The sequence below is a fragment of the Pontibacillus halophilus JSM 076056 = DSM 19796 genome (assembly GCF_000425205.1).
Taxonomy (GTDB): Bacteria; Bacillota; Bacilli; order Bacillales; family BH030062; genus Pontibacillus_A; species Pontibacillus_A halophilus.
The window spans coordinates 28,879-44,452 of the sequence record NZ_AULI01000018.1 but is presented as its reverse complement, the minus strand read 5'-3'; the positions used below and the strand labels follow the sequence as shown (position 1 = coordinate 44,452).

At 37.7% G+C, this 15,574-nt stretch carries 18 protein-coding genes and 1 tRNA gene; 14 read left to right on the top strand and 5 right to left on the bottom strand.

The window, feature by feature from the left end:
- The first annotated feature begins 14 nt into the window (after nt 1-14).
- The 6 genes from H513_RS20995 to H513_RS0115425 all read left to right on the top strand — a co-directional run bounded on the left by H513_RS20995 (nt 15) and on the right by H513_RS0115425 (nt 4,985).
- On the top strand, nt 15-662 hold the full coding sequence (locus tag H513_RS20995; protein WP_051240066.1) for a hypothetical protein: 648 nt from the start codon (nt 15-17) through the stop codon (nt 660-662).
- Between the two features lie 250 nt (nt 663-912).
- Nucleotides 913-1,380, top strand: a complete 468-nt coding sequence (locus H513_RS0115445; RefSeq protein ID WP_026801540.1) for a hypothetical protein — start codon at nt 913-915, stop codon at nt 1,378-1,380.
- A 77-nt stretch (nt 1,381-1,457) separates the two neighbouring features.
- Entirely contained in the window at nt 1,458-1,808 is a 351-nt protein-coding gene (locus H513_RS0115440) for a hypothetical protein (RefSeq protein ID WP_026801539.1), read from the top strand.
- Between the two features lie 159 nt (nt 1,809-1,967).
- On the top strand, nt 1,968-3,404 hold the full coding sequence (locus H513_RS0115435) for a DNA cytosine methyltransferase (RefSeq protein WP_036803256.1): 1,437 nt from the start codon (nt 1,968-1,970) through the stop codon (nt 3,402-3,404).
- A gap of 82 nt (nt 3,405-3,486) precedes the next feature.
- Nucleotides 3,487-3,828, top strand: a complete 342-nt coding sequence (locus tag H513_RS0115430; protein WP_026801537.1) for a hypothetical protein — start codon at nt 3,487-3,489, stop codon at nt 3,826-3,828.
- 422 nt (nt 3,829-4,250) lie between these two features.
- On the top strand, nt 4,251-4,985 hold the full coding sequence (locus tag H513_RS0115425; protein ID WP_026801536.1) for a phospholipase A2 family protein: 735 nt from the start codon (nt 4,251-4,253) through the stop codon (nt 4,983-4,985).
- Nucleotides 4,986-5,078: 93 nt separating this feature from the next.
- On the opposite strand, the gene H513_RS0115420 is transcribed toward H513_RS0115425, so the two are convergent.
- The 4 genes from H513_RS0115420 to H513_RS0115405 all read right to left on the bottom strand — a co-directional run bounded on the left by H513_RS0115420 (nt 5,079) and on the right by H513_RS0115405 (nt 6,698).
- Complete coding sequence (locus H513_RS0115420; protein ID WP_026801535.1) at nt 5,079-5,351, bottom strand: hypothetical protein; 273 nt, start codon at nt 5,349-5,351, stop codon at nt 5,079-5,081.
- A 48-nt stretch (nt 5,352-5,399) separates the two neighbouring features.
- Nucleotides 5,400-5,660, bottom strand: a complete 261-nt coding sequence (locus H513_RS0115415) for a hypothetical protein (protein ID WP_026801534.1) — start codon at nt 5,658-5,660, stop codon at nt 5,400-5,402.
- A 257-nt stretch (nt 5,661-5,917) separates the two neighbouring features.
- Nucleotides 5,918-6,124, bottom strand: coding sequence for a hypothetical protein (locus H513_RS0115410; protein WP_036803248.1), 207 nt, complete (start codon nt 6,122-6,124; stop codon nt 5,918-5,920).
- Nucleotides 6,105-6,698, bottom strand: coding sequence for a sigma-70 RNA polymerase sigma factor region 4 domain-containing protein (locus H513_RS0115405; protein WP_051240064.1), 594 nt, complete (start codon nt 6,696-6,698; stop codon nt 6,105-6,107). The genes H513_RS0115410 and H513_RS0115405 overlap by 20 nt, the downstream gene beginning before the upstream one ends.
- 188 nt (nt 6,699-6,886) lie before the next feature.
- On the opposite strand from H513_RS0115405, the gene H513_RS20420 reads away from it, so the two are divergent.
- The 4 genes from H513_RS20420 to H513_RS20990 all read left to right on the top strand — a co-directional run bounded on the left by H513_RS20420 (nt 6,887) and on the right by H513_RS20990 (nt 9,559).
- Nucleotides 6,887-7,132 carry a glutaredoxin family protein gene (locus H513_RS20420; protein ID WP_051240062.1) on the top strand — a complete coding sequence of 82 codons (246 nt, stop codon included), beginning with the start codon at nt 6,887-6,889 and terminating at the stop codon, nt 7,130-7,132.
- A gap of 180 nt (nt 7,133-7,312) precedes the next feature.
- Nucleotides 7,313-7,383 (top strand) — tRNA-Cys (locus H513_RS0115390).
- 216 nt (nt 7,384-7,599) lie between these two features.
- Nucleotides 7,600-8,502: a S8 family peptidase gene (locus H513_RS0115385; RefSeq protein WP_026801531.1), complete on the top strand. Its 903-nt coding sequence runs from the start codon at nt 7,600-7,602 to the stop codon at nt 8,500-8,502.
- 337 nt (nt 8,503-8,839) lie between these two features.
- Nucleotides 8,840-9,559 (top strand): phospholipase A2 family protein, encoded by a 720-nt coding sequence (locus H513_RS20990; RefSeq protein WP_051240060.1) that lies wholly within the window; start codon nt 8,840-8,842, stop codon nt 9,557-9,559.
- Between the two features lie 433 nt (nt 9,560-9,992).
- Here the strand turns inward: H513_RS20990 and H513_RS0115370 are convergent, their stop codons facing one another.
- A complete protein-coding gene (locus H513_RS0115370) occupies nt 9,993-10,691 on the bottom strand; it encodes a DUF1643 domain-containing protein (RefSeq protein WP_026801529.1) in 699 nt (232 codons plus the stop codon).
- Nucleotides 10,692-11,227: 536 nt separating this feature from the next.
- On the opposite strand from H513_RS0115370, the gene H513_RS0115365 reads away from it, so the two are divergent.
- Genes H513_RS0115365 through H513_RS0115350 form a run of 4 tightly spaced genes read left to right on the top strand, consistent with a single transcriptional unit; the run spans nt 11,228 to nt 15,566 of the window.
- A complete protein-coding gene (locus H513_RS0115365; protein ID WP_026801528.1) occupies nt 11,228-11,959 on the top strand; it encodes a hypothetical protein in 732 nt (243 codons plus the stop codon).
- A complete protein-coding gene (locus H513_RS0115360; protein WP_026801527.1) occupies nt 11,946-13,823 on the top strand; it encodes a hypothetical protein in 1,878 nt (625 codons plus the stop codon). Before H513_RS0115365 ends, H513_RS0115360 begins: the two co-directional genes overlap by 14 nt.
- A gap of 39 nt (nt 13,824-13,862) precedes the next feature.
- Nucleotides 13,863-14,807 (top strand): type I CRISPR-associated protein Cas7, encoded by a 945-nt coding sequence (locus H513_RS0115355; protein ID WP_026801526.1) that lies wholly within the window; start codon nt 13,863-13,865, stop codon nt 14,805-14,807.
- Nucleotides 14,808-14,831: 24 nt separating this feature from the next.
- Nucleotides 14,832-15,566, top strand: coding sequence for a Cas5 family CRISPR-associated protein (locus H513_RS0115350; protein WP_211226518.1), 735 nt, complete (start codon nt 14,832-14,834; stop codon nt 15,564-15,566).
- Nucleotides 15,567-15,574 lie beyond the last annotated feature (8 nt).

Here is a 15,574-nt window from a genome sequence, read left to right as displayed (position 1 = left end):
GAGGAGTGGTAACGGTGAACAATGTAGTCAAAGTGGATTTTAATAATAAAAAAAGTGTTAAAGAGAATGACATCGAAAGATCGTGTTCAAATTGTGTTTTATATGACCTATTTACAAACCGCTGTAGTGTATTTGACGGAATAGACACCTCCATTCCTGAAACGGCCTTAAGATGTAACTCTTACTTAGCGGATGAAGGGTTGCAAGGTAACAATGATTATTGGAATGAAGCGAGTGATGATTTGACTGAAGATGAAGGTGATGACTATGAGTTCACTATAGTTGAAGACGAGTTTACTGCTACAGTTGATTCAGACTACTTCTTCAGCATACAAGGTCAAAAGCACATAAAGAATTCTAAATACCCGCAACAACCAGACATACCAACAACCAGAGAGGACGCGCTATGGTACGTGTCCCCAAACAACGAATTTGGAGCTTGGATTATCAATACTAATCCAAAGCGGTTCGTAGATACCAATGAGCTCTCATTAGTTGCAGCTTCTGAGAGAACTTATTCATCTCCCTACCCGCTTCATAATCATAAAGCTAGTGAGGGACTTAGGAACTTCATGTGTTGGTATGTAAATGAACAAGGAGTAGGGCAATACACTCTACTAATAAACGGCAATATTAGCTTTATTACCGACCCTTTTAAATGAGGTGTGGTAATTAAAATATATATGATAAAAAGACTACATGCTTTCCAATAAGAAGCAAACTATGGTATTATTTAGACATAAGTTCTTTTTTTACTTGTTTTGTTATGCAACTTCTCCTTGAGGTTAGCGGGTCTGTAGTAATAGTCATAACCTCTTGGGGTTGATTCGATTGCTCGAGCTCTACGCTCTTGCTTAATAATCAATAACAAGAGTTTTTTTTGGCTCTTTTTACGGAGGTTAACTTAGGGAGGTGCCGCTTCTGGGATTACAATTACCGGATGGGACCATATTTCAAACAGTAAATCATTACAAAGATGAATCTATGCAGCAGATGTTATCGACGAAGAAGCCTGTCTTTTACGGTCAATATCAGAAAGAACTAAATTGCATAAGAACATTAGCCGGAATAGAAATACCACCGCTTCAGAATTTTGGCGAAGGGATTCACTATATGAAGGCAATTATCTTTTGTAACAATGGTTTATACCACCCCATTATTTTGGTTATTGATACAAATCATGGTGGGGAAGTAATAGATGGTAGACTTATCTCTAGGAAGCACGATTTTCTTGTACCATGTAATCATGCTAAACCTTTTATAAATAATACATATCCTGTTTCTTATAAAACGTTAGAAAAACTGGATGATGACATGCAACAAGTAGGATGGCCTGCATACACGCCTTTTCCTGACAACCAAATACCAAAAGTGTTATAACAAGAAGCCTATTTACCAATTAAGCGTAGATAGGCTTCTTTTTATATATATAAATCAGTTTTTTAGGAGGATTCATTATGATTACGGTTGAGCAAGTATCCAAAGAGATTACAGAGAAGGTGCAATTGCCTTTCCAATACTTCGAGGTTGGGAGCTTATTGCTAATAAACAATTCTTTCGGTCCTGATGCTCTCCAGGAGTATTCGGTGTACAAAAAGAATGAAGCAACACTTAGCTTTCATGCTGTCGAGTCATTAACAGTATCTTGGATGGACCCATTTAAGTTAACGAAAGTACTTACTGAATTAAACGAAACACGTCTTGACGAGTTATGTCCTATCTCTTTGCTGGGCATGGGAACGGTAATAAGTAAGACGGCCTTTGAGTTATTTAAAAGGGATCATAAGGATTTTTCTTTAGTTAATTAATGATTAGGATGGTAGACAACACCATAAAAATAGCCAATTGTCGTTGTATTGATAGTGGTAAGGCGAGGAAGTAACAAAATTAGTTAAGCAAGGGAGGGAGCCCCTCATTGGAGCAAGTATCGAGGGGCATTCCCTGTACTTGTTTCATTGAGGGCATATATGAATCAGTTATTAAAATTAAAGAAGGTATATAGCATTGGCAAAAAATCAGACAATCCGAGACTCTTTTTTCGGCACATGGTCTGTGAAGCTGCTAATTGGGGCGTAGGAGATGAGGTCTATGTGCACGTTAACGAGGAGGAGCGAGAAATCGTTTTGCAGAACCAACCGTTTACAAAGGATTATGAAGCACACTCCATCCATGTATCTTACAGCATTAACAAACACAGTGGCGAAAAGCGTCCACTCATCGACACCGCAAGAGACAGTTTTACTTCCATTATCTCCATAAAGGAGAAAGCAGAGGTATGTGTATTTAAAAAGGGAACGCTTCATCAAGTAGTCGTTCGTCCGCTGAAGTTTAATCTCTTTTCTAAAGATGAGGTCGAGCTTCGAGAAGATAAGCGGAGCGATGAAAGATTAAAGCTACTTTCAATTGGAGCAGGAGCCGGAGTTGGTACAGCCAGCTTTATAGATACACAATACTTTACACCTGTTCAGGAAATAGAGCTTGAGGACGACAGCGCTGAAAATCTGATGCTTAATTATCCGAATAGCTACGTCTTTGTAGGTGATCTGAGGGATTGTAACGAAGTAGCAAAAGCGGATGTAGCATTATGTACATTACCATGCAACTCACATTCAAGTTTGGGGCGCATGGACGGGGATGTATTTGAAAATCTAATATTAGGTACTGTTGATTTGTTAAGAGCTGCAGAACCGTCCGTAATCGTGTTTGAGAACGTACCGCGGTTTTATGAATCAAGCGGCTATCAATATATGAAAGAAGCTCTACAAGATAAGTTTCCTTATTGGGTTGAGAAAAAGATAGATAGCTATGAATTCGGTTCATCTATAGCAAGGAGGAACCGAACCTATGCTGTTGCTTGTCAGTCGGAGGAAGTCTTTTATCAATTTGAGTTTCCTTCACTGCCTTCCAAACCTAAAAGACGAAAGTTAAAAGAGTATCTGGACCACAAATCAGTAAAGCATGAATGGAAGTCGATGGAGAAGTGGATGGCTTCCTTTGAATCTCGAGAAGCATTTAGAAACCGCTCACTTGAGAAGACATTTATAACAAGAGAAACGAAGGGACCTTTACAATGTTTGCTCCGTCGCTATACAAGCCATTGCCCTTCTAATAGCTATCTATTAAGCGAAGATAAGAAGCAATGGCGCTTCCTTTCAATCAACGAAATAAGACGAATACTGAATGTTCCGGATTGGTTTGAATTCTCGAAACAAATACCAGTGAATCGAGTGTATGAAATGCTCGGGCAATCAGTTGATGGTGGTGTTATAAAAGCCATTGGTAATAAAGTGGCCAGTAGTATTTTCAAAGCTAAACAAAGAGGTATGAGCCTGGTGACTAAAGTGAGCCAGCCGCTTAATCCGGTATCCATAAGAGAAAACGGACAAGTCGAGCTAGTCTTTTAAGTCTATCCATACTCACATAGGATTTAGAAACCAATCGTTGGGACTACAAACGGCATTATATAAATATTTGGAGGATTATCTAATGGATCTAAGAATCAACTCAGAAAATGCAATCAAAACTATGGAAATCTTGCTGGAAGTAGAAAGCTATTTAGAAATGAAGGTCGACAAAGGAAGCCTTTATCTCAATCACTTGAAGAACATGAGACGCTTAATCAACACGTATTTTGAACGAACAATAAATGCAGGTTATTGTCCGAGCATTTTTGAGGGTGTTCTCTCAAAGAAAGGGCAAGATGTTGCAATTAAGAAGCCACATTTAAAACAGAATCTGGATGAGGAATTCTATTTAAACCTGAGTTCGTATAAAGCTGGAGAATCAGTTATTGACCATTTCTATAAACGAGCAATGCAAGAAAACTAATCTCAGAAAGGAACGGTGAACGGAATGAGTAAAGAAGTAAATCTGATGAATGAGGTTAAAACGAACGGTGGTTTCTTCGTAAAAGGGGAGTACTGCTACACCACGAATACATGCGAGGATTGTGAACAATCATTTGTGCTAGAATCCCATAATAACCCTATGTTTGATGATGCACGAGTAATTGAGTTTCCACATATATGTGATGACTGTTTATAACAAAAAGCCCGCTTACTATAAGGAGTAAGCGGGCTTTTTGTTATAAATGATATGAACCTTTTTAAAAGTTTTAGTCGCCAAATTCATACGAAAGTGTGTGGTTAGGCATGATTTATCATAGAAAATAACCATAAATTCAACGCTATTTTTTACTGAAATGAAACTTCATTCACTTTATTATTTATAAACTAAAAGGAGGATGGATGATGAACCAGTCTATTAGTATGTTTTCAAATCTTCAAGAGGCAAAGAATCTTACTGGTGATTTACAGGAAAGCAAAATACTTCAGATGAGAGTAAATATTACTGCAAAGATCGAACCAACTGTGGCAGTTACAAATTTCGTCACAGACGGGGAACTCTTCGCAAAATTAGTGACTATCTATTATTATGTTAACGAGCACCTTCAGATTTTAGTAGTTGAAGCTAAAGATCACAATAATAATACAATTGAATTCACTGAAAAATTATGGGAATACAACCCACGGACAAATACGTTCATCCATGAAAAATACTTGGACGGGGAACTTAAGGTTTCTAGTGAAATTGAACATGGTTATGGTAAGCCGGGTGAAATTGCGGAATTCAGTGATGCTAGAAAATCAGATGAGACTGTAACAACGCAAGATACTGCAGCTGGAGCATGTTTCTTCGAAGACCCACCTTTTGGGAAGGAGCCTTGTTGTAAATTTGATGACGTGGTTTACAATTATTGTGGTTCTTATTGTGGCTATCAAAGAGATGCTGGTGGTGGACCATCTGTAAACCAATGTGATGCTTGTTGTTATTATCATGATACTTGTCTGGCCGGTAACGGTGACCCTTGCGACTGTCACGACACGTTACTTAGATGTTATGGGAACGCGTCCTGCCCTGGTGATACTACTATGGGATTAGGTATCAGATATAAAGCCCATTTTTTAGATGGGTGCCCACTTTAATTTAAAGATCAAAAAGATGGTCATCGCTACAAAAGCGATGACCATCTTTTTGAAAGAATACTAATATTATATAAATGTTACGGTTGTGATATATTAAGCCATTCTAGCCATCATGGCTACAAATAAATAGAATAAGCCATATGAAATATTAATTAATATAGCTAATATGGCAAGAGCGTTTTTTTCATCTTCTTTTCTGATAGAGAGAATACTTAGGACTAAAGAAAAAATCATTGAAGAAAAAATTAAAAGGTTGGTTAATATAGGAACAAAGGGTACAATGGCTGCCATAATTCCTACGAAGGGTAATATAGCTAATATACTTAATAACAGAGATAAGTAACTTAGTAAACTATAGCTTTTCACTAGTTCCCTCCTTGCAAGAGCAGTAAGAATAATTGTTTGCTATCTTACTTAAAATAAGAATAAAAAAATCACAATGTTCATTAAGGTTACAAAGGTTGCAGCTAATTTAACTTTTTTCGCCCGGTCACTTGAAATCAAACTCAATGAACCTAGCAATAAACAAATTACTCCTATTACAACAATGAAACGGTAAATCCAACCCAATACTTCTTGATTAATATCTGCTAAGCCCAATAAAACGAAACCAAAAAGCAAGCATGTTAGAAATAAACTACATAAAAGAAATCCTCTGCTTTTCCATACATACAATTTATTACCCTCCAGCAATTAAAAATAGACTTGTAACTCCGATTCACAAACCAGAATATAACATATATACCCAATAAATCCAATTAATAAGCGGAGTATACAGAAGAGTAATTTTGAGTTTATTCCGATTCTTTGGATTATTCTTGAATGAAGGTCTACCAAAAAAATAAATCCACAATAATGGTATAGATTGTCTCAAATATCGCATAATAAAAGCCCGTTCACTTCTTAAGTAACGGGCTTTTACTATAGTAATCTTAGTTTGTCAGAAACTCAAAAAATCCTGGAGCATTAAAGCTATCTAAAACATCCATTTTCTCATATATTTTAATCTTAATTTCTTGTTCTAAGTCCTCCCTCTCTTGAAGTGGAGTATTTGCGAGCACCTTCTTAATTTTAGGGTCGAAAGCATTGATAATTTGATTGAAACGTTCTTCCTGATCATTAGAGTTCGCAATTAACATTTTTCCCTTTACCCCCATAACTTTTTTTTAATTCCAACAAGGCTTTATTGTGGTTATAGGATACAACTTGTTTAGATTCCCCCATAAACTCACTCACTTCTTTGTCATTCATCTGGTATTTATACTTTAAAGTTAGTATCTTCTTCTGTTTTGTATTTAACTTTCTCCAAGTCTTGTAAGCATCTAGGTTTGAAATAAATTCTTGTAAGCTAAAGTCTGTTTCGTCCAAGGAATCTTTAATACTAATAGTGTCCCTCATTGTTATAGGGCTAGTGCTTTTATCAGTGTCCATTGGTTTATCGAGAGTTAATTGAAACTTATCCCGTTTTGCAGTTACTTTTTTGTCAAAGTCAATAGAATAATGATAAATAAGTTTGTTGATATAAGAAATAAGCTTAATTTCTCTAAAGTATTCTTTGAAGCGGCGATCTAGTGCTTTTTTGTTAGTATTGGAAGGGTTTAACTTGTACCTCTCATACAGAAGTTGATTGGATTCCTGCTCTAGAAAATTTACTACTATGGGGTTATTCAGTTTTTCCTCATTTACTCCAGTTACGAGATTTTTTAGCTCCATTTAGTACCACCTCTACATCTAAAAAGAAATATAATCATAATTTGTCAAAAAATACATTATATTTATTGCGAACATATGTTCTCAACTATACTACTAAATCCCTAATTTAAAAAGTTTATATGTTCTTTTGACTATATGCTTCCCAGTTCTTCTTTACTATGTAGATGTGCAAATAGGAGGAATTCTGAATGGAGAATATTCATGTAACTTTATATGGAGCATCATGGTGCCCACACTGTATTAAAGCGAAAGAATGGTTAGAAGAGAATAAGCATAGCTACACTTTTAAAGATGTTGATCAAGTAGAAAATCGAAATGTATTACAAGCAAATGATGTACAAGGAATTCCTTTTATGGTTGTTGACAAAGACGATAAAAAGTCTACCATTCAAGGATTCAGCCCAGGGAAAATGTCATACGAATTAAGCAAGTAAACAGTAAAGGTGGGGGTACTCGTGGATATACTCTTAAATTCGATAATTAATCACCTAAAAGACACTAATATCCTCACCTTTCTAGTGTTTTACCTTGTATACCGTTTAGAGAGGATGATAGACAGATTTGAACAGAAAATTGAAGAGTTGATAATAGTTAAAAAGAATGACTAATACCATGGTGGTATAGCCAAGTGGTAAGGCAAGGGACTGCAAATCCCTGATCCTCGGTTCGAATCCGAGTACCGCCTTAAATGAGAAGGGAATGATTTAATTGCAAACAGACATTTTCAAGTGTTTATGTGATTCAAGGTGTCTAAGTTCTTCCTTATCAAAAACACTAGATAACCCTGAATTAAATAGAGAACAACAAACTGTGATATATGAGGCATTAGTAGATATACAAAGGGCAGCCAATAAACTTCATAATTACTGTCACATACCCGCTGCTAAAAAGAGTGATAACCATGATTAAATTACCTAATGTAGTTAAATTGAAAACGAATGTGTTTCCAGACGAAAAAGTACCCACCAATCTAATAGACATCAAGTGTGATCATTTATGGAAAAGAGGATGTTTCGGGAGTGGCGTAGTGGTCGCTGTGATAGACAGTGGTTGTGATGTGGAACATGAGGACTTAGCACAAAATATAGTTGGAGGAAAGAATTTTGTTGAAGGTGAATCAACAGAAGATTTAAGTGACAACACAGGGCATGGCACTCACGTAACTGGTATTATTGCGGCTAATAACAATAAGAACGGCATAGTTGGAATAGCCCCTAATGTAAGTATATTAGTACTCAAAACTTTTAATGAAAAAGGAGCAACTAGTATCGATATATTGGCGGATGCAATTAAGTACGCGGTTAATTGGAGAGGACCAGAAGGGGAAAAGGTCAATATAATCAACTTTTCATTAGGGACTTCTGAAAAAAGCAATAGAATTAAACATCTAATACGAATGGCCACTAGCCAGGGTATTATTTCAGTAGGTGCTTCAGGTAATCAAGGCGATGGAGATCCAAGTACAAAAGAAATAACATTTCCAGCATACTTCACAGACGTAATTCAAGTAGGAGCTCTTAATGAGAATAGCACCCCCGCTTATTACTCTAATACGAATGAACAAGTTGATTTCCTTGCTCCTGGTACTAATATCCTGTCTACTTCTCCTGGTAATCAGTATTCAAGATTAACAGGTACCTCAATGGCTACACCTCATGTTACAGGAGCTATTGCCTTGCTATACAATAAATTTGGCAGCAAAGATATCCTTTCATACATTCAACAAAAACGAGTAAATGGTTTAGTTAGAGAAAAGCATTTGAATTTGAATAGACTATATTCGAAGTTCTCTACTAATCAATGAAGATAAAGTCTCCTTTGTGGGACTTATTTTTTCTTGAAACATGGAACATAGAAATTTAATTTAATAATCATTTGACTTATTCCTTTTCTAACGCTCTTTAAATATTGTAAGTGATTAAAAGTCATGGGAGGTGCAATATTATGAAAGACAATCAGAAATCTAAAGAAAACAAGGAATTAGATGTTACTACTCAAAGTGGTATCTGTAGATCAAAACGTTCTTGTTGCTCCGTAGTAAACTGTAATGCTACCTATGTAGCTCTTAGCGGTGGTAACTATGTATTTGACCATTGTGGATGTGACAACGTATACGTTTAATAAAATTAAAGGGTGATATTATGATTGGTAAATTACTGTCTAAAAAGCAAATTAAGAATGAAGAGTTAACGGACAAGGTCAATTCTTTGTTTAAGAACAAGAAATTCATTAAAACCGTTGCTTCCATGCATGAAGTTAAAGAGTTTGAGTTGGAACAGTTACAAGTAAATGCTGCTCATACATTAGAAGCTGTAATGGGGCAAACTGAAGACCTACAAAAGTTCAATTCAACCATTATTCAACTAACAAATGAAGACGACACTATTAGCATCTTATATAACTCTCTTCCAAAAGGGGAGCATTACCTTCACGCAAACATTCTTCTAAAAGGGCAAGAAAATTATAAATATACGTTCAGCTTCGATAACGAAGAACTAATCGTAGCTAACGTTGCAACTAAAGCTAACAGTCTTGTTACCCAAGTAGATGAAATCTCTGACTATGAGGCTATTGCTGACCAAGAACAAGTCCAGCAACAAGCTTGGTGGACTGCTGATGGTTGTTTACCAGGTGGATATCAACATTGTGGGGGTAATTGTGGTTACGATCTAGATAACGGCGGGGGCACCCCAATAAATAAGACTGATGAGTGTTGTATTGCACATGACAGATGTTGGTCCGTATTTGGAGAAGGGGACAATTGCTGTGATAAAGAGCTAGTTTCTTGTGTAGAGGGAGAAATTAGTTGGGCAGCTACAGGTATTAGAACTTACTTTGGCCCACAAGCTCTACAATGTTAGTCTAAATAAAAACAGTTGCGTTCATGGAAAGGGCGCAACTGTTTTTATTTGATGATCTGATTATCTACTTATAATTGTTGACCTTTGTTTTTCTGAAGGCAGCCATAGTTAAAGTTATTATAGCTAAGGCAAACATTCCGAAACTAATTACACCTAGACCCATTCCTCTCCAACCCCCAATAAATATAGATAGAACAAAGATTAAAATGGATAGATATAAGGTCCATTTAGATGATTTCATTAGATCTTTGAAGATTATAAGAAAGATTATTAAAGCAGCCAAATTAATAAGAAACCCTATTCCTATTGGAATCATTACGTCCAAAATACCTCACCTCTATCTTATTTTGTATTCTATGTTACAAATTATATTAACAGAAATTTCATATAACAAACATATATACCACCCAAAGAAGGCATTAGCGATATATGTTCATTTCCTTAGAACTTCTAATATCCCTGACTTCCACCCACTATACAGAGGGTGGTAATATGATAAATCAGAGCTCTTTGATTTCACACAATAGTAGTTCAGGCTTTCCCCTTCTAGGTAAGAATGCGCTATTTGTTTAAGACTGTTCATGCCTTTATAACAACCCCAAGCAATTATGAGGGGTACGTTCTTGTTGAGAACGGAAGATAGTTCCTCATTTCTATTCTCTGAGAAAATGCTATGATCCTTCTTATAGGGTTTCCCTTCAAATTGTTTTTCAAAGCTTTTAATCTGCTGCCACGCTTTCCTACCTGTACTATTAGTTTTGGAGTTATCCCTTACGTCAGAGAGGTTAATTACAGTTGCTCTATTCCAACCCATTTCATTCATAATGCTCATTATTCGAGATTGCGTATTATCAGGATTTGCTTCAATGATTGGAACATTACCTGCTTTTCTATTACTGAGAGGTAGTTGGACTTCATTGATCTCTTCGTTTTCATGAAGTGGTCTTGATGTCCCGGGGTTCATCATAAGAACATTGACGTCTTGGTTTGCTTTCTCAACATCTTCTCCTGGTACCAAATTGCTCTTTCTAATAATATAGAGATGGCTCCTACACTCTTGTATTATCTCGTCCCCATCACAATAGTTATAAAACTTCCCATATACATAAAAATTGTCTCTTATTGCAGCCACTGTATTTCTCCTCTTATTAAGACCTTATTAAATACTATCACTGTTGTTAACTATAACTGATAATCCAGTTAAATCGCTGTATGGGTGCATTACATACTGTAGCGAAAAGCCCTAGCCAAAAGTTTCGATTATAGATAATCTCATCGCCCCTTTGACGAGGGCTTTTTTTGTTGGTTAGCGACTACGGCTATTTTTGCTCAAGTGACTGTTTTGACAAAGAAAAGGGACTGTTCCTAATAGGCCTTGGACTTATCCTTCATGTTTTTGAGTCATTAACAGTATCTTGCCAATCTAAGTTTCTACTTACTAATCTAAATTTTAAAATTCGGCAGTAAGTTGTTTTAATAGAAGAATTTATTGCGTATTTCATAAAATATTGAAATAATTAGGTTGAAAGTTCCAGTATTCTAGAAGGTGTAGAGGCAATCGATAGGTCTTTATGAATGTACAAAAAATAAAGTCTTACTCTGTAATTAACTAGGAATACATAAATGTCTAAAACCTCTCTTCCTCTTCGCTAATAAAGGAGTATGTGCATGTATAGATTGTATCTGACAATTGAATCAACTCAACGTGCTATTGCACGGAAAGATATCTACGAAAAAATGGCCATCCTAATCCGAGATTTCATATCTAAAAACAAGAAGGGGCTTCACGCGGAACACTACAAACGATCCTTTTCCTATTACTGTTTCAGTAATCCAACACCAATGGAACACGATGAGGTCTATCGAAAAGGGCGCCGCTATACTGTGGAGCTACGAAGTCTGGATGCCGAATTCAAAGATCTTCGCTACTACACCGGATTAGAAACAGACGATCTTCGTCTTGTGAGCGTTAGTTCTGGAAAACTATTCTTTGGACCGACGGGGGCCCTAAGAACTGTGACACCAATGTACTTCAAAACTAAGCGCATCCAGACAGACGATTATAGAGTGGAGGTTGAGCATCGGTTACGTGAAAATATCATTTTCCGTTATGTGAAATCAGGGATGAATTCGGTGGATGACCTAGAGTGGCTACGAGAAAACCTTGTGCGAAACATTAAGCTATACACAAAAGTGATTACAATTCCATTCCCTTCAAAAAGACTCGATAATGGAAAATCGCTTCTCTATCACTGCATTCATGCCGATGTGTATTTCCACGAAAACGAACCAGGTTACGAAGTTCAAAAAATACTCTATGCAGGGGGTATTGGCATGAGTACGAGCAATGGGTTTGGAATGATGGATGAGAAGGAGGACAAGTATCGTGCGACTCCTTAAAGGTCTTGAACATACCATGAACATAGATATTCCCATGTCGATAGAAGGGATATTGAACTTTGTAAATAGCCGTTTGGATGAGGAGAAGAAACTTGACTTTTTCCGACGTAAGCTTGACACCACCGGTGTTCCACTTCGGCGTCTTTATCGCTTACGATTCGAGTCAATCAACCCAATTTCCCTCGCATTTGTAGAGGATGAAGGGGTCCCATACATCAATGGGGAACATATCTCAGACAATCTGAAGACGCATAATGATGTATTTGGTGCTCTTTTCCACGCGCACCATCCTGCTAACTCTCAAGCACGTCAAGTGTCAAACGCTATAACAGGGGAAACCAAGATACTGAATACAAGTTCTTTCTCAGACTATTATATCTCACGTTCTCTGCCAAACAGTGTATTTAAAAATAACGCTCTTGAGCTCCAAATTTCACCAGGTCAGTTTGGGAAGTGTAAAAAAGTGTCTTTGCTTGAAGCTTTCTATCCACTAATCAACCAAGAATTGATTCACCTACACAATGATTACAAAGCCCTCGACGTGGCTGCTGGTAAAAAAACGACTTATCCTGGCGCAGCGTTTTTTATAGACTTCAATTCTCTTGCTACATTTGGTGACGAAGGTAATCAGTTCTTTATAGACTTATTAAAGGAATATCCTTGGCAACTAGACAATCTTCCATTTCTCGGTACTGACCGTTGGAATGAAGTCCTATACCTTCACGAGGCAATTGAATTTATGGGAGAAGCCTCATTTGAGCTTCTTAATTTAAAAGAGAAGCGAAAAGCGAAGTCTGAACAGATATCCCCATCCTTCCATGAATATCTTGCTCAATTATACAAGGATAGCTTCGAAGTCCCAACTGATAAAAAGCCTACCCTTCGACGCAACTACTCACCTCGACTTGACGGCCATTTTATCCCTCATTCTTCTTTATTTGAAAAGGTTCTATTTCGCTATCTAACTTTCAGTCTAGGAAAGGGATATAGTCAAGCAAATATCAAAGGGGCCGGTCACACTTTTACCTTAAAGCAGGGCGGGGATAGGGTCGAGAGTCTTGAAACGCGAATTCAACTAGCTCCTGACAGTCAGAAAAACGTTAGCATGGTTCACATAGATTTAGAAGACAAGCTAGAGACTGCTCATCTCCTTAACGCTATCCGACACAGTGGTGATGAAATTCTCGATGCCGCGATTGATAAGGGAGAGGAATGGCAGCGATTCTCACGTATTTCATCTATTGTACCAGAACTTCTAGGCAAAAATACGAAGCCCTATGAGCTTTGGTATAAAAGGCTCGATAAACGTCAGTATGAGACCCTAGCCAATATGGTGAAAGATCTTGTCATACAGAGGATTGACACTCTGGCTATTAGAATCCGGAAAAATTTGTCCTATTTTGACTTGCTTGGAATTCTTTTTACATACCAGGCGTTAAGAAAAGGGCAAGAAGGCCAACTGAAAGGATTGAATTTCATGACAAAGGATTTAAAACCTTACAAGCTTGCCAATCAAGATGAGTTAACCGCCCCCGAATTTGCCTTCCTACTTGGCGCAACGGCTGGGCTAGCTATCAAGGAGACTAGGAACTTTCAATCGCTTCGGACTAAATTCCTTAAGCTCCCTCGATATGAAGATGTCTACAATGAACTAAATGGTGTTATCAGAGCATATTTCAATGAATCAAAGCATCAAACATTGGTCGCTAAATGGATGAAGGCATTGGCTCAAAATCTCGACTTGGTGCAAAATAACCGCCCAATGACCCCTGAAGAAAAGTTTTCTTATACCGCTGGCTTATTATCTGAGGCATGGCAGAAGGAGAAAGAGGACTCGAAAATTGTAGCAGAAAACGAACACTAGGAATAAATTCTATTTATTGTACACAAGGAGGAAATTACCATGGAAAAGAAAAATCGTTCATACGTTTTACAAACAGTCGTGTCGAAAAATGGGAGTTGGAACAGCGATTTCACCCATAGCCCTAAGAAATATGACAATCAATATTTTGCCTCTGATCGTGCGCTTAAATATGCTGTGCGGAATCTTATGGAACAGATGGGCAAGGAAGTCCTCATTAAGAAATGGGTGAAGGGTATAAAAAAAGGAACGACATCATCCATTCAAGTAATGACGAACAAAGAACTGAAGAAACATATAGAAAAAGAATACGGAGAGGACTTCTCAAAAGTGTTCTGGAAGTTTGCTGATGTCCGCCAATTCGGGATGGTCTACGATAATATCAACGTACATGGCGTGGCCCAAATATCACAAGGTCTTGATGTTTACCGAAATGGAGTCGAATACTTCGATGCAGGTACCGGTCGCATGGTCTTTAACACTAAAGGAAGTGACCCTAGCGGGGGAGAAGGCGAAACGACTCGAGGTATGTTTGAGCGCCACTTTCTTTCAGAGGCTCATTATGCCTATAACATAGTCGTAAATCCAGCAAATATATCTTTCCTCCAATCAATTCAGGGCTATGAAGGGTGCATCTATACCGAGGAGGACTACAAACTCTTGTTGGAAAGCCTTGAGTACGGACCGATAAACGTACAGTCCACACAAAAAATGAACTGCTTTACAGGCTTTTTGATGACTGTAGACTTAGCAGAGGACACTAACCCCATCCTGGCTGATTTGCAAGGAAAGCTCAACGTCTCTCCAGGTAGCCATGGGGAACCTAGTACATATGACCTTGCAAACCTGTTCACCTACCTAGAGCATCGAAATGAAGAGGCAGGTGGCAATGCTATTAAGCAAGTTCACATTAAATATGATGAAGCTTCTATAAATTTAGCAACACCAACTGAGACCAACCTTTCAATAAGCTTTGAGGTGATGTAGGTGAAGTTGGATAATCAGGAAGCTATGCAATTCCGGTTATCTTCCCCCTTTGGATTCTTTCAATGGGGGGAGACGCTCGGAGACCGGAGGGTTTCAACTCCGTTCCTATCAAAGACAGAGGTCCTTGGGATGATTGGCGGTATGCTTGGGATGCCAGGTTATGCCCAAGAGATGACAATAAAAAGGCTAGGAGGGGTGAATTTAACGCCATTTTATGAGGTTCTTTCAGGACTTGAAGTCGCCATCATTCCAAGTGCTCATCCCACATGGTTTGAAGATCATCTTATTCATCGACATATGGAGCACATCAACCTGAATGGTGCACTTCAAGTCGAGATGATGGGTCTCACTAAACCTTCTTTCCAGGTCGTTATTCGACCAGGTACAGTTGATAACTCGATTTACTGCCAAATTGTAGATAAGCTCAACAAAAAATCTGGTGTTTTTCCTCCTTTCATGGGTAAGAACCAATTCCCAGTAGAGGTTTCGGATGTTCAAAAAGTCTTCCTTTCACCTATTAGAGATAGAAGAACTACTATCGATTCCCTTTATCGGTTTGAATCAGTAAAAACAGAACCGGAGGTTTATGAGTTTGAAATCGAAGATGGCGAGTACCATTATGGTGCGCAGCTTAAGTTTTATGTACCCGGGAATGAACCGCAAATTGAACGTCGACAATGTTTCTGGTCTTCGTTTGAAGCAACTTTCCATGATGTAGTTTACGAGACTGATAATAATCTACGCCTAGTTTTTCTTTAGTAACTAAT